At 52.9% G+C, this 20126-nt stretch carries 19 protein-coding genes; 14 read left to right on the top strand and 5 right to left on the bottom strand.

The window, feature by feature from the left end:
• Window positions 1–74 precede the first annotated feature (74 nt).
• Together ACYVI1_RS02285 and ACYVI1_RS02280 are read left to right on the top strand one after the other, a co-directional pair.
• On the top strand, window positions 75–1373 hold the full coding sequence (locus ACYVI1_RS02285) for an amidohydrolase family protein (protein ID WP_460906267.1): 1299 nt from the start codon (window positions 75–77) through the stop codon (window positions 1371–1373).
• A 512-nt stretch (window positions 1374–1885) separates the two neighbouring features.
• Entirely contained in the window at window positions 1886–2494 is a 609-nt protein-coding gene (locus ACYVI1_RS02280) for an RNA polymerase sigma factor (protein ID WP_460906265.1), read from the top strand.
• A gap of 204 nt (window positions 2495–2698) precedes the next feature.
• Here the strand turns inward: ACYVI1_RS02280 and ACYVI1_RS02275 are convergent, their stop codons facing one another.
• The 5 genes from ACYVI1_RS02275 to ACYVI1_RS02255 all read right to left on the bottom strand — a co-directional run bounded on the left by ACYVI1_RS02275 (window position 2699) and on the right by ACYVI1_RS02255 (window position 8423).
• The gene (locus tag ACYVI1_RS02275) at window positions 2699–3268 is read right to left on the bottom strand and encodes a hypothetical protein (protein WP_460906263.1); all 570 of its coding nucleotides are present in this window, start codon (window positions 3266–3268) and stop codon (window positions 2699–2701) included.
• A 156-nt stretch (window positions 3269–3424) separates the two neighbouring features.
• The gene (locus tag ACYVI1_RS02270) at window positions 3425–4495 is read right to left on the bottom strand and encodes a peptidoglycan DD-metalloendopeptidase family protein (protein ID WP_460906261.1); all 1071 of its coding nucleotides are present in this window, start codon (window positions 4493–4495) and stop codon (window positions 3425–3427) included.
• Between the two features lie 112 nt (window positions 4496–4607).
• Window positions 4608–5579, bottom strand: coding sequence for a thioredoxin-disulfide reductase (gene trxB / locus ACYVI1_RS02265; RefSeq protein ID WP_460906259.1), 972 nt, complete (start codon window positions 5577–5579; stop codon window positions 4608–4610).
• 199 nt (window positions 5580–5778) lie between these two features.
• On the bottom strand, window positions 5779–7803 hold the full coding sequence (locus ACYVI1_RS02260) for an OmpA family protein (RefSeq protein WP_460906257.1): 2025 nt from the start codon (window positions 7801–7803) through the stop codon (window positions 5779–5781).
• A complete protein-coding gene (locus ACYVI1_RS02255) occupies window positions 7758–8423 on the bottom strand; it encodes a 7-carboxy-7-deazaguanine synthase QueE (protein WP_460906255.1) in 666 nt (221 codons plus the stop codon). The genes ACYVI1_RS02260 and ACYVI1_RS02255 overlap by 46 nt, the downstream gene beginning before the upstream one ends.
• A 300-nt stretch (window positions 8424–8723) precedes the next feature.
• On the opposite strand from ACYVI1_RS02255, the gene hisG reads away from it, so the two are divergent.
• The 12 genes from hisG (at window position 8724) to ACYVI1_RS02195 (ending at window position 20121) form a co-directional block, all read left to right on the top strand.
• A complete protein-coding gene (gene hisG / locus ACYVI1_RS02250; RefSeq protein WP_460906253.1) occupies window positions 8724–9584 on the top strand; it encodes an ATP phosphoribosyltransferase in 861 nt (286 codons plus the stop codon).
• Window positions 9585–9689: 105 nt separating this feature from the next.
• Window positions 9690–10979: a histidinol dehydrogenase gene (gene hisD / locus ACYVI1_RS02245; protein ID WP_460906251.1), complete on the top strand. Its 1290-nt coding sequence runs from the start codon at window positions 9690–9692 to the stop codon at window positions 10977–10979.
• 36 nt (window positions 10980–11015) lie between these two features.
• Complete coding sequence (locus tag ACYVI1_RS02240) at window positions 11016–11261, top strand: hypothetical protein (RefSeq protein WP_460906249.1); 246 nt, start codon at window positions 11016–11018, stop codon at window positions 11259–11261.
• The gene (locus tag ACYVI1_RS02235; RefSeq protein ID WP_460906247.1) at window positions 11258–11638 is read left to right on the top strand and encodes a type II toxin-antitoxin system VapC family toxin; all 381 of its coding nucleotides are present in this window, start codon (window positions 11258–11260) and stop codon (window positions 11636–11638) included. Before ACYVI1_RS02240 ends, ACYVI1_RS02235 begins: the two co-directional genes overlap by 4 nt.
• Window positions 11635–12147 (top strand): peptide deformylase, encoded by a 513-nt coding sequence (locus tag ACYVI1_RS02230; protein WP_460906245.1) that lies wholly within the window; start codon window positions 11635–11637, stop codon window positions 12145–12147. Before ACYVI1_RS02235 ends, ACYVI1_RS02230 begins: the two co-directional genes overlap by 4 nt.
• 55 nt (window positions 12148–12202) lie before the next feature.
• Window positions 12203–12631 carry an antitoxin Xre/MbcA/ParS toxin-binding domain-containing protein gene (locus ACYVI1_RS02225; RefSeq protein ID WP_460906243.1) on the top strand — a complete coding sequence of 143 codons (429 nt, stop codon included), beginning with the start codon at window positions 12203–12205 and terminating at the stop codon, window positions 12629–12631.
• The gene (locus ACYVI1_RS02220) at window positions 12631–13092 is read left to right on the top strand and encodes an RES family NAD+ phosphorylase (RefSeq protein WP_460906241.1); all 462 of its coding nucleotides are present in this window, start codon (window positions 12631–12633) and stop codon (window positions 13090–13092) included. The genes ACYVI1_RS02225 and ACYVI1_RS02220 overlap by 1 nt, the downstream gene beginning before the upstream one ends.
• Window positions 13092–14225: a histidinol-phosphate transaminase gene (gene hisC / locus ACYVI1_RS02215; protein WP_460906239.1), complete on the top strand. Its 1134-nt coding sequence runs from the start codon at window positions 13092–13094 to the stop codon at window positions 14223–14225. Before ACYVI1_RS02220 ends, hisC begins: the two co-directional genes overlap by 1 nt.
• A 34-nt stretch (window positions 14226–14259) precedes the next feature.
• The gene (locus ACYVI1_RS02210; RefSeq protein WP_460906237.1) at window positions 14260–14790 is read left to right on the top strand and encodes a hypothetical protein; all 531 of its coding nucleotides are present in this window, start codon (window positions 14260–14262) and stop codon (window positions 14788–14790) included.
• Between the two features lie 67 nt (window positions 14791–14857).
• Entirely contained in the window at window positions 14858–18202 is a 3345-nt protein-coding gene (locus tag ACYVI1_RS02205; protein WP_460906235.1) for a UvrD-helicase domain-containing protein, read from the top strand.
• A gap of 82 nt (window positions 18203–18284) precedes the next feature.
• On the top strand, window positions 18285–19106 hold the full coding sequence (locus ACYVI1_RS02200; protein WP_460906233.1) for a phosphatase PAP2 family protein: 822 nt from the start codon (window positions 18285–18287) through the stop codon (window positions 19104–19106).
• A gap of 454 nt (window positions 19107–19560) precedes the next feature.
• Complete coding sequence (locus ACYVI1_RS02195; protein ID WP_460906231.1) at window positions 19561–20121, top strand: alpha/beta hydrolase; 561 nt, start codon at window positions 19561–19563, stop codon at window positions 20119–20121.
• The last annotated feature ends 5 nt before the right edge of the window (window positions 20122–20126 follow it).

The following is a 20126-nucleotide window of genomic DNA, read 5'->3' as shown; positions in this document are numbered from 1 at the left end:
TTCAATGTTCCAAGTTGGTTGCTGCCGCAGGAACCTGGAACCTGAAACCTTGAACTTGAAAGAACTTGAACCAAATGAAACACCTACTGATACTACTCACCCTGGCTTCACTCACGAGCGTTGCCCAGAATCCGGCTCCGGCAAAACCGCAGACGAAAACCATTGCCCTGATGGGCGGCACCGTTCACACTGGCAATGGGCAGGTGATTCCGAACGGCGTGGTGCTGTTCAGCAATGGCCTCATTACCAATGTGGTCGATGGCACAATTGTTCGGTTGAACCTTACCGATGTCGAGACCATCGACGTGTCGGGCAAGCACGTTTACCCGGGCATTATCTCACCCGCTTCGACAGTGGGATTGCAGGAAATCGCGGCCGTTCGGTCAACGGTCGATACGCGGGAAGTGGGCATACTGAATCCCAACGTCCGCGCCCTGATTGCCTACAACACCGACTCGGAAATCATTCCTACTATTCGCAACAACGGTGTGCTGCTCACTCAGGCCATGCCTCAGGGCGGAACCGTGTCGGGGAGTTCGAGTGTGATGATGGCCGATGGCTGGAACTGGGAAGATGCCGTTCTGAAAAAAGATGATGGGATCTGGCTCAACTGGCCGACCTATTTTTCCCGCGATTTCAACTTCGAGGATTTCACCATTACGCTCAAGAAAAATGAGAAACGGGATGAAGCCATCAGCGCATTGCGGGCTACTTTCGCCGACGCCAAAGCCTACGCAGCTCTGCCCAGTCCGATGCCCATGAACCTTAAATTAGAGGCCATGCGGGGCTTGTTTTCGGGGAAACAGAATTTGTATGTCCGGGCCGATTACGCCAAAGATATCATTGAGGCCGTCACGTTTGCCAAATCGGTGGGCGTTCCGAAGGTGGTGCTCGTTGGTGGCGAAGAAGCGAACCGCGCCGTCACGTTCCTGAAAGACAACAAGGTGTCGGTGATTCTGAGCGCGTTACACCGGCTGCCTAACCGCGAGGACGAAGACGTGGACTTACCGTACCGGATGCCGGGCATTCTGCAAAAAGCGGGTATTCTGGTCGGGCTGAGTTATGCCGACGAATGGTGGCGGACACGCAACCTGCCGTTTCTGGCTGGCACAGCCGCCGGTTTCGGCATAACGGACCGCGAAGAAGCCCTGAAATTAGTTACGTCGAATACCGCTAAAATTCTCGGCATCGACAACCTTGTCGGCACCCTCGAAAAAGGCAAACAAGCGACGTTGTTCGTGTCGGCGGGCGACGCCCTGGACATGCGGACGAATGTGGTCGAACACGTTTTTATACAGGGTCGCAAGGTGAACTTAGACGACCGGCACAAGCGGCTTTATAAGATGTATAAAGAAAAGTACGACCAGAAGTAGATAAGTGCTGTGAATATGGGATTAGGGTGCTTGCTCCGCCTTTAAGCCGTTGCCATTGACTGCTTGTGAACGAAGTAGCCCATTTTCTACAGGACGTGCCATAAGTGGGCTCCTGAGAAAATGGGCTACTTCGTTTACCGCAACTGGTTGTAAATGAAGTTGGCCAACCTGTTTCTAATCCGGCTGGTGCCAGCGAAGAATGCAGCCGCCTTCCGCTAAGTTTAGGCTTCGTCTAATCATCCTACCAGGTTGGTACGACGGGCGTTGTCCTACTAAATGAAAATTTAATGATAAAAACTATTGGCTAACTCAAAATAAAACAATAGTATTGTAATGTTAAATTGAAATTTACTATTAATGAATTTGATAAGATATTTATCATCGTACTCTGTAAAACATCTTGCGGCTAAACTTCAGTAGTCAGTTTATACAGAGGTAGCCAACATGAAGTTCATTTGTTGGTTCTCTGATCAATTTAACCCCTTACTTCACCACGTTTTGCCTACCCGTGTATGACGAGTCAACTCACTTCTGATGAACACGTTAGCCTTTGGGATGCATTTCGGTTTGGCAACCGGGACGCCTTCTCGACGCTCTATGAGTTATTTGCTGCTGATTTGTATCGGTACGGGTATAACCTGGTTCGAAACCGGCAGGTGGTAGAAGATTGTCAGCACGAGTTGTTTTTACATCTCTACGAAAACCGGCTGCGGTTGGGGTCAACCAATAACATTCGGTTTTATCTGTACCGCGCTCTGCGCCGACGGCTACTGGATACGGTTGGTCGATTAAACAAGTATGATTCCGATGCCTATCTGTTCGACAAAGCCGAGTTCATCATTCAGTCCTGCGAAAGTCATTTGATTGAGGAACAGACACTTGATTTGCAAAAACAAGTGTTACTCCAGGAACTGAACCGTTTGCCCAAACGCCAGAAGGAGATTTTATACTTAGTGTATATGAAAGGGCTTACCTATTCGCAGGCGGCTGAGGTGATGGACATTACCCTAAAGAGCGTCTATAACTCGGTGAACGTTGCCTTGACAACCATGCGGATTTGTATGGACAAATCGTTTCGGCAACAGCGGGCCACATCACAAAAGAACTCTGTGCCTGCCTGACAGACGTGCAGTTATGCGAAAATCTGCGTGGTATAAGCGGCTATTCAAAATTCACAAATTAGGTGTAAATTCCCCATTGCTGTGAGGATACAGCAACGGGGACAATCAGTCAATTTTAATATTTTAGACGGCCTCTAAAGAAATTGAAAAATGGTATTTCCTATGAACGTGATGAATAAAGAGACCCTCATAGAATGAGACACCCTACTCAACTGATCGTAGGATGCAGGGTACAATCTTATCTTCAGCCAGTTTATAATTAACGAAAAGAGCTATCTTCTGGAATCGGTTGTAATACCGGCTATTGCCTGCCACTGGCGTAAAGCCATCATAAACAGCATCATGAGTCAGGCTGCCAAGCGTCGACCAACCTTCAGCCCAGGCTATTTCACTGACTAACCCATCGCTTTTACGAATACGGACAAGGATTTGTGTCGTATCACGTTCCCGTTGGTAGGCGTAAATAGTGCTTTCGGGTCGTTCCCTGCTGGCAGTAAGTTTGAGTCGCTTCAGGCTGAGTATACTCTCTACCGTTGGCTTATGCTTTAAAAGCAGCCCTTTCAGCTCATAATAATCGAATACTTGTTTGACCACTGTTGATTGGGCCAGTAGGGAATAAGGAGTTGACAAAAGTCCCAGGCAAACCGTTAAAAGCAGTTGTCTAACCAGCGTGAATTTCATGGGAACAGTTAGTGTATATGTACAGCTATCGAAACTGTTTAGGGTTTGCTGAAAGGGCGTGTTTTTGTCATCCCGACGAAGGAGGGATCTCAAACGTCAGGAAAAGTCAAAATCCCTCCTTCGTCGGGATGACAAAAACACGCCCTTTTATAACTAATATGTCAGCCAAAATCAAAATCTTAAACAGCCTTATCTTAACCTAACCTAACTTCTGCAACGACGCCGTCAGAGAACGCCTAAATCCACCCGTCAATGTACCCTGAGTTTCTGACCCGGCCGGAGCCGTGAGCTTGAGATGTGATTTTTGCGTTTCAGCGACGATACCGACAGGCCATACCGGTCGGCGATGGAACTGAGCGTTTCGCCCGACCGCACCCGGTGCAGCACCGTTCGCTTGAAGCGCGGCTTCGACACCTCCGACGAAAATGATGACGACCGACCCCCGCGCAGGTAATCCCAAACGGAGCCTGTCAGCAGAAAATGGTCGGAATTGATGGTATTTTCCGGAAACGAGTAGATGTTAAGTGGGCTGAAGGGGTTGCCTTCGTAGCGCGTCTCGAAGTGCAGGTGCGGTCCAGAACTGCGGCCCGTGCTGCCACCCAAACCAAGCTGATCACCCGCCTTGACAAGCTGCCCGGTTTCAACAGTCTGCTTCGACAAATGACCGTAGAGCGTCTCAAGCCCGTTGTAGTGCCGAATCAGTACGTAACGACCATACCCATTTCCATCCCAGCCTACCACCCGCACAATGCCATCGAAAGCAGCATAGACCGGGTTGCCGGTTTCGAGGTCGAGGTCGGTGCCGGTATGCCAGCGGCCCCAGCGGTACCCGAAATTGGAGGTCATCTTGCCTTCTTCGAGCGGGGCCGACCAGTACCGATTGGCCGGTGGGTCATACAACTTAATGTCGATGGCTTCGTCGAACTCCAGCGGGTTAATGTTGTAGGGGTCAATCGTGCGCGAATCCCAGACGGCATAATAATCAGCGATTTTCACCCATTCGTTGCCCACCAGCACCGAATCAATCACCTCCACAACGCTGGTCTGGCCCTGGTCGAGTTGGCTGGTATCTTCGCTAACAACCGGGTTTAATTCTTTTTTAGGTTCAAACTGGCTGTTGAAGCGCAGTTGAGTCGTTTCCTGGTCAAACTGGTCGTTCGCTTTCTGCGGCTGTTCAACGACTGGAGCATTCGGGTTAGCCCCATTTTTAGGGGTAATACGCAGGTTATTTTTAAATCGCCCGCGCTCCTGGGCCTGTGTCGTTACGGTCAAACACAGGCACCCGATGGCCAGTAGCCATCGTGTAGCGGTTTCTCTCATCGTACTCTAAGATGAGTTTAAGGTTCCAGGTTTCAGGTTCAATGTTCCGGGTTAAAAACTGCGTCGCGATTAACCTGAAACGTTGAACCTGAAACTTGACACTATAAACTGGTTAATGAACAATTTCTTCGCCCTGCATTTCCAGCGTGACTAAATAACGTTCGGCGTCGAGGGCTGCCATGCAACCCGTTCCGGCCGCTGTGACAGCCTGACGATAGATGTTATCCTGAGCGTCTCCGCAGGCAAATACGCCGGCTATATTGGTTCGGGTGCTTCCTTTTTCGGTGAGAATGTAGCCATTATCATCCAAATCGAGAAACGCCCGGAAAATATCCGTGTTGGGTTTATGACCAATGGCTACGAAAAAGCCGGTCACATCTAAAATGTACTCTTCATTGGTTACTGTATTCTTTAACCGCGCACCGGACACCTCATCGTCGCCCAGGATTTCTTCGGTCACGGCATTGTACAGGATTTCGATATTATGGGCAGTTTTCACCCTTTGCTGCATAAACTGCGAAGCCCGCATTTCATCGCGCCGAACAATCATATACACTTTCCGGCAGAGGTTCGCCAGATAGCTGGCTTCCTCGGCGGCTGTGTCGCCCGCACCCACAATGGCCACGTCTTGCCCCCGGAAAAAGAAGCCGTCGCAAACCGCACAGGCCGATACGCCCCGGCCATTGAGCCGCATTTCGGAGGGCAGGCCGAGCCACTTGGCCGATGCTCCCGTTGAGATAATGACCGAGTCGGCGGTAATTTCCTGCTTGTCATCGACAATGACGACGTGCGGATTGCCCGGCCCCGGCTGCCCGGCAAAGGTAACCTGCGTAACCATCCCGTAGCGAATGTCGGTGCCGAATCGACGCGCCTGGTTTTCAAGGTCCTGCATCATCTGCGGGCCTTGCACACCGTCGGGATAACCCGGAAAATTGTCAACTTCGGTGGTGATGGTGAGTTGCCCGCCGGGCTGTGCGCCCTGATACAGCACGGGTTTCATGTTGGCGCGGGCGGCATAAATAGCCGCCGTATAACCAGCCGGGCCAGAGCCTATAATCAAGCACTTAACGTGTTCGGGAGTCATTATACTGGGTGCGATGTTGTCGGTAACGAATCAAAATAACCTGTCTATATAAGCCAGAGTATATGGACAACATACACAAAATTGAAAAAAATCCCGCAGAATGCAAAGAGCAGGGAGCGGGAAGCAGGGAGCGCGGGGCAAGAAGCGCGGAGCCGGGCGTGGACTACCTTGCTCCGCGCCCCGTGCTCCCCGCTCTTTGCTATAACACCCGCCACTCGATTCGCCGGTTTAGCCGCCGGTTTTCGTCGGTTGTGTTGGGAGCAACCGGCCGGGTTTTACCATAGCCAACGGCCTTGATACGCGTTGAGGCTATACCGGCTTTGGTCAGGTAGGTCACTACCGACTGCGCCCGCTTCTGCGAGAGCGTCAGGTTGGCGGCTGCATCGCCTTTGTCGTCGGTATGGCCCGAAATCTCAACGTTAACGCCTGGATTGACCTGTAAAAAAGATGACAGCCGGTCAAGTTCGGTACGCGATTTATCGGCTAAATCATAACGGCCCGACTCAAAAAACAAATTATTCAGGGTCTCGCTGGCCGACTTGCCGCCGGTAACCGGTTCCAGCGGCACACTGAGTACCATAGCGTCGCCTTTGGTTTTTTGCGTAAAATCGAACGAAAGGCTTTTGAACAGGTAGCCCGGAATGCTCACATACAGCGCGTAGTCGCCCCCGCTGGGCAGTACGGTTGTATACTGGCCCGTTTGGGCATCGGCCTGCACCCGCGAGAGTACCTGATTCGTTTTCAGATCAATCAACTCAACCGTAGCTGCGAGAGGCTTTTTCGTTTTCACATCGGCTACAATCCCTTTCAGGAAACTCACCGGCTTGATGCGTTCACGTAACGATTCGGGCAAATCAAAGGTGTAGAGCCGCGACTTCTGCGAAACGCCCTCTTTTTGTTCTTCAAACGAGTAGTAGGCCCGGCTGCCATTGGCCGATACAAACAGCGAAGCCTGGTCTTCCGAGGTGTTGATGGGATACCCTAAGTTGGCCGGAGCCGACCAGCCCGATGGCCCGCTATCGGTCACGAACAAATCATAGCCGCCCATACCAATGTGCCCTTCCGACGCAAAAAACAGGCTTTGCCCGTTTGGATGAATAAACGGTGATGCTTCGTTGGCGGGCGTGTTGACGGGCTCGCCGAGGTTGACCGGCGCGGTCCAGTTGCCATCGGCGCCGAGTTCACTTTGCCAGATGTCGCGCCGACCTTTACCGCCGGGTCGGTCAGAAACAAAGTATAACCGGCGCCCATCTGCCGAGAGCGCAGGCTGGGATTCGTAATGGTGCGTATTGATGGTGGCCCCAAGATTATCCGGGTTTGACCAGTCGCTGCCCGTTTTGCGGCTCATGTATAAATCACAACCACCGAAACCTTTGCGCCCCTGGCAGATGGTGAACACAATGGTGTGACCATCGGCGGATAAACTGGCCGTTCCTTCATTGTCGGGGGTGTTAATGTTAGCCGCCAGCGAGACCGGTGGCGACCAGCTTTCGCCATTGAAGGTGGCCGTCATCAGGTCTTCATCGCCTTCGGGTTTCAGGGCCGTAAACACCAGCGTTTGCTCATCGGCGGTCAGCACCGGAAAATACTGCGAGGGAGTCGTTTGCAGCACCGGCGACAACGGCTTGGGGTCAACGGCCTGCGGGTGTTGCAGAGCCTCCTGGCCAAAGCGGGCGGTTTCGATCTGACGCGCAATGCGTTTGCTCTGCACCGATTGTGGCGCAAACAGGGTTTGGTATTTTTCGAGATAGGGCAGGGCTTCGCTGTAGCGCCCCAGCCGCAGCAGCGTGTTACTCAGCGACTGGTAGGCCGCCCCCGACGCCGGACTGTCGGGCTGGAGTTTTAGGGCGTTACGATAGGCCGCCAGCGCGGGGTCGTAGCGTTTTGTGAACTCATATAACTGACCGAGTTTCAGGTAGGCATCCGTAAAATTGGGGTCTTCCTTCACGGCCTGCTCCATATAGGGAATGGCCTCAGACGCTTTCCGTTCGCTAAAGAGCCGGATGGACTGGGCGTAGAGTTCTTTAGCTTTGGGGCTTTGGGCGAGGAGCGGGGAGCAGGGAGCCAGGAGTAGGGTGAATAGCAGGGAGCCAGGAGCCAGCAGCCGGGTAAAGAGCTTTACTCCGTGCCCCGCCCCCCGTGCTCCCTGCCCCGTGCTCCCTGCCCCGTGCTCCCTGCCTACGGAATATCCAGATACTTGTGCGTCTGCAACGAGATTTGCCATTGCGGATTATCTTTTACGTACTCAACGATGCGAGGCAGCATTTCATTGGAACGACTCCACTCGGATTGCAAAAAGAGTTTGCAATCAGGCCGCAGATGGGGCACAAACGACTCGGCAAAGGCGAAATCGGATGAGTTGTAAATAATGACTTTTAATTCGTCGGCTTCATCGTATATAGCCGGGTTGGGCTTCTTAAACTTCTTGGGCGAAAAACAAATCCAGTCCCACGAACCCGTAACGGCCTGGCACACCCCCGACGTTTCGATATTAGTTTGAAAACCAGCCGTTTGGAGGGAGGCCGTTAGGTCAGTAAGATCGTGCATGAGCGGCTCCCCTCCCGTAATGACCACCATTCGGCCGGGGTGTTGCAACGCGCCGTCAACGATGGTGTCGACGGTTAGTTTTGGGTGGGCGCTGGCATCCCATGATTCTTTCACGTCGCACCAGTGGCAGCCAACGTCGCAGCCGCCCAGCCGGATAAAATAGGCGGCCCGGCCCGTATGTGCCCCCTCGCCCTGAAGCGTGTAGAAAGCTTCCATAACGGGCAGTACCGCCGTGCGACGATCCAACGCAGATTCAGTTTGAGTATTTATGGTTTGTTGTTTCTGTGTCAAAAGCATAGGGCAAAGATACGCATAGACCTAAAAGGTTTTTAAAACCTTTTAGGTCTGGTGGAGCAGACTTTTCTGCTTACCTTTGCGCCATGATTTCCCAACGGGCTACTCATTCTCCTTTCCGACATCGTCGCTATCATCACGATTGCTAAGTCTACCCGTCGGTCTTTGTCCGTTTTCCCGTACTTTTGCCCCCTGATTGGATAAAATCAACCGTTCGGCCCTGCGGTCGATTGCTGGTTCCATCCTAAAATCAACGAATTACGTGGTGTATGCCATTATACATCATCCATTATCCATTACCCAATGTCTTCTGTATTACGCATTGCCCTGCAAAAATCCGGTCGGCTGAGCGACGATTCGTACCAGCTTTTTAAAGAGTGCGGTATCCGCTTCGACTACGGCACCGGTAAACTCAAATCCGTTTCGTCCAATTTTCCCGCCGAATTCCTGTTCCTGCGCGACGACGATATTCCCGGCTACGTGGAAGATGGCGTGGCCGATCTCGGCATCGTGGGCGAGAACGTGGCCGTCGAAACGGGTCGCCCGGTGGTAACGGTGCATAAACTCGGTTTTTCCAAATGCCGCCTGTCCATCGCTATCCCGCGCGGCACCGACTGGACGGGTGTCCAGAGTCTGGAAGGGAAAAACATCGCCACGTCCTACCCCAACCTGCTGGGCCATTACTTAGCGGGTGAAGGCGTTCGGGCTGAAATTCACCAGATCAGTGGGTCGGTAGAGATTGCGCCCAGCATCGGGCTGGCCGAAGCTGTTTGCGATATTGTCTCGTCGGGCAGCACGCTCCTGAGCAACGGCCTGAAGGAAGTCGAAACGATTTTTCGCTCCGAAGCCATTCTTATTGCCCGTCCTGAACTCGATGCTGACAAACAGGCGTTACTCGATAAACTCCTGTTCCGGATTAAATCGGTGCAGGCGGCCAAAAATAACAAATACATTGTGCTGAATGCGCCCAACCACGCTCTCGATCAGATAACGGCCCTGTTGCCGGGCATGAAAAGTCCGACCGTAACGCCCTTAGCCACCAAAGGCTGGAGTTCGGTGCATTCCGTATTGAACGAAAACGAATTTTGGGAAAATATCGAAGCCATCCGGGCCGCCGGTGCGGAAGGCATTCTGGTCATTCCAATTGAGAAAATGATTTACTAAAAAGCCCCCAAGCCCCCAAAGGGGGGTGTCAGGACTTGCCCACCTCCGGCGGCAGCCAGTGACTGTCCTGACACCCCCCTTTGGGGGCTTGGGGGTATTACAACTATGACCATCATTCCTTTTCCCGCCCGCAGCGAATGGCCCACCCTGCTGGCCCGCCCTGTGCAATCGACCGGGCAGATTGATGCAGTCGTTGCGCCTATTCTGGCTCAGGTTCGCACCGGGGGCGACGCAGCTCTGGTTGAACTGGCCAAAACGTTTGACAAAGTCGATTTGACGACGAGTGGACTGGGAGTTGGTCCCGATGAACTTGACGCAGCCGAAAGTCAACTCAGCGACGAACTCAAGGCGGCTATCCGGCAGGCGTATCAGAATATCCGGCTGTTTCATGAGCGGCAAAAACAACCCGTTGAGAAAATTGAAACCATGCCGGGCGTAACGTGCTGGCGCAAAAGCGTGGGCATCGAAAAGGTTGGACTATACATTCCCGGCGGCACGGCCCCGCTCTTCAGCACGGTGCTGATGCTGGGGATTCCGGCCCAACTGGCCGGTTGCCGCGAGGTTGTTCTGTGTACACCCGGCAGCCACCCCGCCATTTACTTTGCCGCCAAACTTGTTGGGGTCACGAAGGTTTTCCGGATTGGCGGGGCGCAGGCGATTGCGGCTATGGCCTACGGAACCGAGTCGGTGCCGCAAGTATACAAAATCTTCGGGCCGGGCAATCAGTATGTTACAGCCGCCAAAATGCTGGTGGCAAAGGAAGGCATAGCCATCGACATGCCCGCCGGACCGAGCGAAGTGGCCGTGTATGCCGACGATTCGGCGATTCCGTCGTTTGTGGCGGCTGATTTGCTCTCGCAGGCCGAACATGGCGCCGATAGTCAGGTACTGCTGGTATCGACCAGCAAGAAACTCCTTAATAGTGTTCACCTGACCCTCACGACGCAGCTTGGCCGGTTGCCCCGGCAGGCGCTGGCGGCTAAAGCACTGCAAAACAGCAGGATGATCCTGGTCGAGAGTCAGACCGACGCGATTGATTTATTAAACCAGTATGCCGCCGAACACCTGATTCTGAGTATCGAAAACGCCGAAGCAGTGGCCGACCAAATCATCAATGCCGGGTCGATTTTTCTGGGTAACTACACCCCCGAATCGGCGGGTGATTACGCGTCGGGCACGAACCACACGCTGCCAACCAATGGCTATGCGCGGGCCTACAGTGGCGTATCGCTGGATAGCTTCGTGAAGAAAATCACCGTTCAGCACATTACGCCCGAAGGCTTGCAGCACCTCGGCCCGGTGGTGGAGGCCATGGCCGAAGCCGAATCATTAGATGCCCACAAGCGGGCGGTAAGTCTGCGATTAGCGAGTTTGCGGGAGACAAATCCGGTTTGATTTTTGTTAACTTGCTGAATAAATAGAAGAGTAGCTATGAGCCAGTGGATAATTGAAATTGACACGCCGGAAGACGAAGCATTGTTGAGGCAGGTGCTGCCAAAATTCAATAGCCGGTTTATTGAAAAAAGAAATACACCAGAAATCCCTTCAAAAAGAGACTCGCTCAAAGACGTATTTACGAGGTTGACCCAAAGCGGAGTAGCCGATAAGTATGGAGATCCGTCTGAGTGGCAACGTGAAACCCGCCAGGATAAACCTTTAGCTGGTCGTGACGCATGATCGTTGACAGTAACGTTATTATCTATTCCATTCAGCCAGGTTATGAATCCATACAGGATTATCTGTTAGAACGAGTTGATCAAGTTTACGCTTCGGCGATTACAAAGCTCGAAGTAGTAGGCTTTCATAAGCTGAATGATAGTGAAAAACAGCAGTTCGAACTTTTTTTTGCTACTATCACTACACTGCCCATAGATGAAGCTATCATCCATGAAGCCATTCGGCTGCGTCAGCAGCGCAAACGCTCACTGGGCGATTCGATTATTGCCGCTACCGGACTGCTTTATAATCAGCCGGTTCTAACGAACAACGCAGGTGACTTTTCGGACATCGGCGGTTTGCAGGTCATCGCCCTGGCGGATATACTCCATTCATGAAACACCTCGCCGACCTGCTGCTTTTGGGCGACCCGCGTTTGTATGAAACGTGCGACCCCGTTCTGGAGTCAGAACTTCCGCTGGTGCCGGGCTGGGTGGCCGATTTGCATAACGTGATGGAAGAGATTCGGGCAAAATACCAGTTCGGGCGAGGCATTGCTGCCCCGCAACTCGGCATCCTGAAACGACTGATTTATCTGAATGCTGACCAGCCGCAGGTCATCATCAACCCCGAACTCGTGGCCGTCAGTGAGGAAACCGACGAACTCTGGGACGATTGCATGAGTTTTCCAAATCTGCTCGTGCGCGTCCGGCGGCACCACTCTCTCACGCTCACCTACCGCGATGAGCACTGGCAACCACATACGTGGGACGTAACAGACTGGGGGCTGTCGGAGTTGATTCAGCACGAATACGATCACCTGAACGGCGTTCTCTGCACGATGCGGGCCATTGATAATCAGGCGTTTCGGTGGCGGTCAACGCCAACGGCCGACGGGTCAGATTAAGCCAATTTGATTTTGGCGAAAAATGTCGGTATTTTTGAGGAAACAAGTCTTATTTATGACGATTACAGCCATTGCAAAGCGTCTGGGCGGACACCAGATTCTGGGCCAATCTATTCGTAATGAAGCTGACCTGATTCATCTTATCGAGCAGGGAATTCCGAAAGCAACCATTCGGTATCTGGCTGAATCGTTAGGAATCGAGTCGAAGGAATTAGTCCAGTATCTGCCTGTTACATCCCGAAATCTACAACGGTATCAGGATACTGACCGGCTTAGTGACATCGTTTCGGACCATGTTGTTGCCTTAGCTGAACTGTTTGAACACGGGGAAGATGCGTTGGGAAAAGACTATTTTCGCGATTGGTTGCATGACGAAATTTTAGCCCTCGGTAATCGGCGGCCGGTCGATTTTCTCAAAACCCACAAAGGAATTGGCATTATTGACCGCGAGTTGGGCCGGATCGAGCACGGGATTTTTGCCTGATGGAGTTATATAGAGTTACCCGGCAGAAGTACGAACAGGATTTGTCGGGCAACGGAGCAGCCGTGTATGGTGGCCGATGGAACGAGATAGGTCAGCCCGCTCTGTATGCGGCCAGTAGTCGGTCGCTGGCGATTCTGGAAACGTTGGTTCATATTCACCAGTCGCAACCCCCGGTCGACTATCGGATTGTTGTTTTATATGTGCCGGATACGGTTCCGCTGACAAGTATTACCAGCCGCGAATTGCCCGCAAACTGGAAGGCTGACGAGACGTATACCCAACAACGCGGAAGCGAGTGGCTGAATACGAATGAGTCGCTACTGTTACGAGTACCTTCTGTCATTGTGAAGGCTGAATACAATTACCTGCTCAATCCGGCTCAGGAATATTTTGCCGAAGTTCAATTAGTGGCCGTCGAGCCAATCGAATTCGATCCTCGATTCTTTCAGAAATTAATATAATGCAGTCATTTAACCTCACCAACCTCCTCCGTCCGCACATTCTTACCCTCACGCCCTACTCCTCGGCCCGCGATGAGTACACCGGCACGATAGGCGTGTTTCTGGACGCCAACGAAAACCCATACGGTCCGACGCTCGGGGGCTCGACAACTTCAGAGGGTGCCTACAACCGCTACCCCGACCCGCATCAGTGGGCCATCAAGCAACGGCTGGCTCCCATCAAAGGCGTTCGGGCCGGGCAGATTTTCTTAGGCAACGGCTCCGACGAACCCATCGACCTGCTCGTTCGGGCAACCTGTGTGCCGGGCCGGGATTCCGAATCGTCGGACCGTATGCTGATTATGCCGCCAACCTACGGCATGTACGAGGTCTCAGCAGCCGTGAATGATGTCGAACTAATCAAGGTGCCACTGACGCCCGATTTTCAGGTCGATGTCGACGCGGTGCTGTCGGCAATCACGAATACCACCAAACTCATCTGGCTCTGTTCGCCCAATAATCCGTCGGGCAATCTGCTTCAGGCCGATGCCATTCGGACGATTCTCGAAGCGGCCCGGCAGTCGTTAGTGATTGTGGATGAGGCTTATATCGACTTTGCCAGTACCCCTTCCTGGACGAGCGAACTGGACACCTACCCGAATTTAGTGGTACTGCAAACCTTCTCGAAAGCGTGGGGACTGGCGGCTTTGCGGCTCGGTATGTGCTTTGCCTCGGAGGAGTTGATTGGGGTATTGAATAAAATTAAGCCGCCTTACAACATCTCGGCCCCCACACAGGCACTCGCGCTCGAAGCCCTCCATCACGAAGCGGAAAAGAATGACATGGTTGCCCAAATTTTGACGGAACGAACGGTTTTGACCGAAAATCTGCGTTCTTTGCCAATGGTGCAGGTTGTTCACCCGTCGGATGCCAACTTTTTGCTCGTGCAGTTCACCGATGCAAAGGCGGTTTTTGAGTACCTGATTGAGGAGCAGGTGATTGTTCGCGACCGCTCGAAGGTCAAACTGTGTGCTGGGTGCCTGCGAATATCGGTGGGTACCCGACCCGAAAACGAGCGGCTGTTGGCAGTACTTCGGCAAATGCCTCAACCATCGGACCATCCGCCCTACGACAAGTTTAATGTGACAAGATGATAGCTGGTTCGTCAGCATGGCAAAAAATCACTCTATGAAAAAACTGTTTTTGGGGTTAACATTCGCCCTGATGGGCTGTCTGATGACCACTAATCTTGCCCAGGCACAATACAACAACTGGTCGGTCGGGTTTCGTCTTGGCGAACCATCGGGCGTGAATGTCCGCAAATATTTTGGGACCAATAAAGCCTTCGACCTCAACATCGGCACCTATGGCGGGCTGTATGGCACCAAACGAAGCTATCGCTCCGGCGAGTACAAAAGTGTTGGGTTAACCATTCAGGGGCACCTTATCTGGCATAAGGCCCTCACCAAAAGCGAAAGCATCCGGGCCTATTATGGCTTTGGCGGGCAGGTTAACAACCGGCGCTATTATCCGCCCCGGCTCAATGGTGAATACGAAAATGCGCTCTCGTTAGGCGGCTCGGGCATTGGCGGACTGGAGGTTTTCCCGGCCAGTAAACCCTACTCCTTTTTTCTGGAAACCGGCGCCTACGTTGAAGTTCTTCAGGCTCCATTTTTCCTAAGCCTCAATACGGGAGTGGGGTTGCGGTATAATTTTTAGCCAGGAGCAGGAAGCCAGGAGCGGGGAGTTTGTTTCCGCGCGCCTGGCTTCCTGCGCCACGCTTCTTATGTTCAAAATCTACAGTTCTTCGGCGGGGTCGGGCAAAACGTACACGCTCGCCAAAGAGTACCTGAAACTGGCCTTGCAGCCGGGGGCGAAGGACGATTATTTCCGGCATATTCTGGCGGTGACGTTTACCAACGCAGCCGCCAACGAGATGAAGAACCGGATCCTGAAAAACCTGGCCGACATTGCCGGAACCGATGAGTCGCCCCTGCTCAATGATTTAGTTGCCGACCTTTATGGCGTGTTGCCTCCGGCCGATTCATTCGGGATTGCCAAAGCCGACCTGCGCCGGAAGGCCTCCTCTGTGTTCAGAACCATCCTGCATCGCTACGCCGATTTCAGCGTCACCACGATAGATTCGTTCACCCAGCGTGTGGTCATGGCTTTTACCGACGAACTCGGTTTGCCGTATTCGTTTGAGGTCGAACTGGAAACCGACGAAGTGCTCGAACTGGCGATTGATAACCTCATCGAAAAAGCCGGAACCGAGGAAATGGACGAAATTACGACCATTCTGAGCGAATATTATACCCACGCGGCCACCGAAGGAAAAAGCTGGAACCAACTGCCCGACGTGCTCAAAGAGTTTGGCCGAAACCTCACCTCCGACCAGTTCTACGAAGCCGTTAATGCCGCCCAGGAATTGTCGCCGGCCGCATTGCGGGCCATCCGAACGCAGTTACTGAATCACAATCAACAGGTTGAAAACGAGATTGTTGGGCTTGGAAAACGCGCCTGGACGCTCATCACCAGCGCAGGTTTAAGTGAAACTGATTTTAGTTATGGACTCAGTGGGGTAGGAGGATTCATTAAAACCGTTGCCGAAGGGAATGCCCAAAAAGAAGCCGGAACGCGGGTCTACAACGCCATCAACAACGGCGACTGGTACGGCAAAAAAACGCCCCTGCCCGTTCAGGCGATGATTGATAACATGGCGGCTGAGTTGTGCGACTGCATTACCCAAATCAACACAAGCCGCGAGACAAATGGTCGGCAGGTAACGCTGTTCGAGTGTTTGCTGCCCCATTTGCAGAAACTCGCCCTGCTGAAGCAGATGAAGGTGGAGTTCGATGACTTGCTCCGAAAAGACGGCCGGGTGCATATTTCGGAGTTCAACAAGAAGATTCTGAGCATCGTAGCCTCCGAACCCGTGCCGTTTCTGTACGAGCGGCTGGGCACGAAATACAACCACATTCTGATCGACGAATTTCAGGATACCTCCCGGCTCCAGTTTGCCAATCTCCTGCCCCTCATCGAAAATGCCCTCGGCGCCGACCATTTCAATTTGGCCGTGGGCGACGGTAAACAGGCGATTTACCGCTTCCGGGGGGGCGACATGGACCAGATTGTGGCCCTTCACCGAAAAGACCTGACCAGCCTGAAACAGGCGCACAATCCCGGTTCCTGGACTGCCGACCGGATCGACATGCTCGATGGGCATCTGGTGGATGAACTGCTGGATACCAACTGGCGAAGCGCCGAACCCATTGTGCGCTTCAACAACGACTTTTTTGAGTTCACAGCCCGTAAGTTCGAGCATCAGCATCCCAAAGTAGCCGAGGTGTTCGATGCCCAACAGGCGTTTCACCAGAAAGCCCAGCCCAATGCCCAGATAGCCGGGCATGTGCAGCTTGACTTTGTGGCGAAAGCTGGCGCTGAGACCGACGAATCTGATAAAGACCTCACGGCCCGGATGCTCGAAACAACCATCGGGCACTTGGACAAGTCGCTGGCCGATGGCTATCGCTACGGCGATATTGCGATTCTGTGCCGCAAAAAATCCCATGCGAAAGCATTAGCTAATGAACTGAATGCCCGCCAGATTCCGCTGGTCTCCGCCGATTCGCTGTCGCTGGAGTTTTCCGAACCGGTCCGGTGGCTCGTCACGCTCATGCAGGTGCTCCAGCGGCCCGACCAGCGAATGCTGCGCTACGAACTGCTGTATCTGTTTCATCGGGTGGTGCAGGGTATTTTTCCCGGCGACGCCCTGACGGAAAAACTACAAAAAGTGGCCGAGGGCGATATTTCGGCCATGTACGATCATCTGGCGGCTGAAGGCTATCCGCTTGATCCGTATGCACTTGGTCAGCTCAATCCCTACGAATTAGCCGAGCGGCTGACCGCCCAGTTTAACCTGTTCAATCAGGCGGAGCATAATCCGTTTCTGTTTCGATTTCTGGACGAAGTGCTTGCCTTTAACCAGAAACGCAGTGGGCATCTGAGCGATTTTTTGCTGTACTGGGAGGGCGTCCGGCAGAAGATTTCGGTGGAAGGCAACGCCCGAAACGCCGTGAGTATTCAAACGATTCACAAGGCCAAAGGGCTCGAGTTTCCGGTGGTGATTATTCCGTTCGCCAACTGGCGGGTCGAACCCATCAACGACAGCACCATCTGGCTCGACCTGACCGACATTCGCACCGATATGCTGGCGCACGAAACCGGCACGGGTCAGTTTGCCCGCCTGCTCTCGGCCCCGGCCAACACGACCAGCAAACTGCGGGGCACGCCCGAATCGGTGGCGGCTCAGTACGAAGACGAAATGACCCGCACCTTTCTGGAAAATATGAACCTGCTCTACGTGGCCTTCACGCGCCCCACCGACCGGCTCTATGTCATCAGTGAGGCCAAAGACTTCAGCAAAGGCCCGCAGAACACCATCAGCCACTGGCTACACGCTTTCCTGCGCGACAGTGAGGTGGCCCGTACTTGCGGCTGTGCCTGGCAGGAGGGCCAGTACAGCTATGAAATCAGCCTCTGCGGGGAGTTTCGTCCGGTCAGGAAAGCGGACGATGAACTCGATGAGATAGTTCTGGACGAGATTGTGAGCGGGCATCGCGGGCAGGATTTGCAGTTGCGCCGGATGGCCGACCGGATGTTCGACGTGGCGACCTTCGAGCGCACCCGCGAACGCGACCGTAAACTCTGTGCCGCGTTGAGCCTGTTGCGCGGCCCGGAAAAAATAGACAGCGTGCTCCGGCAACTCGTCAGCGAGGGCCTCGTCCGCAAGGTCGAGTGCGAAGCGTTGAAGGCCAATCTGACGGCCATTGTCAGGCACCCCGCCCTGGCGGCTCTGTTCGATTCGTCGCTCCGAATTGACACTGACCGGAGCATCCTGAGCAGCAAACGTATGCACGGCGCCCCGCACCGGGTTGTGTACTATCCCGACGGGCGCATCGTTCTGGTTCAGTACGAATCAGTTACGGTGTCTACTACCGACTCGCCCGTTAGCGACCCGGTCAGTTCGCTGCGGTATTTTACAAACCTATATCGGGAAATGGGCTTTCCTGAAGTGGAGGGTCGGTTAGTGTATCTGGCCGAAGAGCCGCAAGTGGTGAAGGTGGTGTAGGAATGAATAATGTGTAATGAATAATGAATAATGTGTAATGCTTGGATTTGATGACGGTTCTTTGAAGGTATATGGACTTAAGATGAGACGCTGCTCATTGTTCATTATCCATTGTTCATTATTTATTACGCCCTCCTTCGCCCAGTCGCCCTATGAGTTAAGAACAGGCCGCGAGATTACGTTTCTGGGCGTAGGAGCCGCTTCCCTGGGCGCGTCGGTGGTACTCAACAAAACCGTTGACCCACTCACCAAACCTGAAGTTGCCGCCCTTAACCGGGCTAATCTGAACACTTTCGACCGGCAGGCTGCCTACAACTGGTCAACTACCGCCGACCGTCTTAGTGATATTACTTTAGCGGGCAATCTGGCCCTGGTAAGCGTACTTACGCTCGGTGCCAAACCCATACGGCAGGAGGTTAAAACGGTGGGGGTTATGTACATCGAAACGTTGCTGCTGGCCAATGGCATCGAAGGAAGCGTGAAGGCCGTAACGCAGCGTAGCCGTCCATATGTCTATAACCCCAATGCGCCCCTGGATGAGAAACTTACCCGTGATGCCCGACAGTCGTTTTTTTCGGGCCATGCCACAAACGCCTTTGCTACGGCAGTCTTCACGGGCGAAGTATTCCGACACTATTTCCCGAATTCACGCCTGAAGCCCATTGTGTGGGTGGGTTCGCTGGGGCTGGCCACGGCTACGGCGGTTTTACGCTACGAAGCTGGAAAACATTATCCAAGCGACCTGCTGGTAGGGGCAGCCTTCGGCTCGTTGGTGGGGTGGGGGATTCCCAAACTACACGAAGTGAAAAATCGAAGTGAACTGGGCCGCCGGCTCGACATTCAACCCTGGAGCACGGCTTCGGCCAACGGCATTTATGTCCGGTTAGTGATGTTTTCGCGGTGAAGACAGGACGTTTTTTAGAAGCTTTTGCCAACTCAACCACCTTTTTAAAACTGCTTGCATTGATGAAAATTACTTACCTGGGATTTTAATGATGGCAAAAACATACTGTTTTGAGAAATCCTGAACAGGTTAAGGATTTAACATTTTTTAATCAAGCCGCTCTCTGTCAATTAGTTACTTTTGGGTTCGTCTGCCTTTATAAGAAAAGATGCTGGCCAAAATGAACCGAAAAATATGGCTCTGGGGAGGGTTAAGCCTGGCGGTCTTAGGGTATATAAGCACCTATTTATTTCTCTATTCGACCAAAGCCCAACAGACAAATCGCTACCGGTCCCGTTCGCTGCCAACGGAGTTTAACTTGAGTTCACACAGGATTTTGAGGAACTGACTATTAAAACGCCAAAGGCGGGTTTGCTGAACGCGCTACTCTTCAAAGCACCGCAGTCAAAGAGAGTTGTTTGTTTCTGGAAGGGAAACGGCGGCACACTGGCGAGCCATCGCGCCTTCCTTTCTTACACTTCACTACGATCTATTCATTACGGACTATCGACAGCACGGTAAAAGCAAAGGGGCCATCACGCTGGCCAATTTTTACAGTGATGCACAAACCATTTACAATTACCTGAAACAACGCTATCAGGAGAAAAACATCGTTGTGGTTGGTTATTCCTTGGGTGGACGTATTGCGGCTCATGTAGCAGCAGATAATGCCCCTAAGTTAACCCTGCTCCTCGACCCGGCTTCGGCGGGTGGCGATTTCAGTGATCGCTTTACGGACATATTGTTTTACCCGTTACCTTCCGTAAATGGGTTTATTTTTCCAACCGAGTCGGCTGTTCAAAAGGCTCAGGCGCCCGTTGTGGTGATCAGTACCGAAAACACGCATAGCGTGGCTTATCAGCTAAAGGCTTCGTTATCGAAAAAGGATAAATTCATAGTCATCCCCGGTGCCAGTCACGAAACGATGCTAACGCATCCGTACACAGCGCAATGTATTGCTGAACTATTGCGATAAAGCGC

The organism is Spirosoma areae (assembly GCF_054781775.1).
This window is presented reverse-complemented; position numbering and strand designations above follow the sequence as displayed.

Coding starts and splice junctions, on each gene's coding strand:
- ACYVI1_RS02285 (WP_460906267.1), top strand. CDS start 75: ATGAAACACCTACTGATACTACTCACCCTGGCTTCACTCACGAGCGTT.
- ACYVI1_RS02280 (WP_460906265.1), top strand. CDS start 1,886: ATGACGAGTCAACTCACTTCTGATGAACACGTTAGCCTTTGGGATGCA.
- ACYVI1_RS02270 (WP_460906261.1), bottom strand. CDS start 4,495: ATGAGAGAAACCGCTACACGATGGCTACTGGCCATCGGGTGCCTGTGT.
- trxB (WP_460906259.1), bottom strand. CDS start 5,579: ATGACTCCCGAACACGTTAAGTGCTTGATTATAGGCTCTGGCCCGGCT.
- ACYVI1_RS02260 (WP_460906257.1), bottom strand. CDS start 7,803: ATGGCAAATCTCGTTGCAGACGCACAAGTATCTGGATATTCCGTAGGC.
- ACYVI1_RS02255 (WP_460906255.1), bottom strand. CDS start 8,423: ATGCTTTTGACACAGAAACAACAAACCATAAATACTCAAACTGAATCT.
- hisG (WP_460906253.1), top strand. CDS start 8,724: ATGTCTTCTGTATTACGCATTGCCCTGCAAAAATCCGGTCGGCTGAGC.
- hisD (WP_460906251.1), top strand. CDS start 9,690: ATGACCATCATTCCTTTTCCCGCCCGCAGCGAATGGCCCACCCTGCTG.
- ACYVI1_RS02240 (WP_460906249.1), top strand. CDS start 11,016: ATGAGCCAGTGGATAATTGAAATTGACACGCCGGAAGACGAAGCATTG.
- ACYVI1_RS02235 (WP_460906247.1), top strand. CDS start 11,258: ATGATCGTTGACAGTAACGTTATTATCTATTCCATTCAGCCAGGTTAT.
- ACYVI1_RS02230 (WP_460906245.1), top strand. CDS start 11,635: ATGAAACACCTCGCCGACCTGCTGCTTTTGGGCGACCCGCGTTTGTAT.
- ACYVI1_RS02225 (WP_460906243.1), top strand. CDS start 12,203: ATGACGATTACAGCCATTGCAAAGCGTCTGGGCGGACACCAGATTCTG.
- ACYVI1_RS02220 (WP_460906241.1), top strand. CDS start 12,631: ATGGAGTTATATAGAGTTACCCGGCAGAAGTACGAACAGGATTTGTCG.
- hisC (WP_460906239.1), top strand. CDS start 13,092: ATGCAGTCATTTAACCTCACCAACCTCCTCCGTCCGCACATTCTTACC.
- ACYVI1_RS02210 (WP_460906237.1), top strand. CDS start 14,260: ATGAAAAAACTGTTTTTGGGGTTAACATTCGCCCTGATGGGCTGTCTG.
- ACYVI1_RS02205 (WP_460906235.1), top strand. CDS start 14,858: ATGTTCAAAATCTACAGTTCTTCGGCGGGGTCGGGCAAAACGTACACG.
- ACYVI1_RS02200 (WP_460906233.1), top strand. CDS start 18,285: ATGAGACGCTGCTCATTGTTCATTATCCATTGTTCATTATTTATTACG.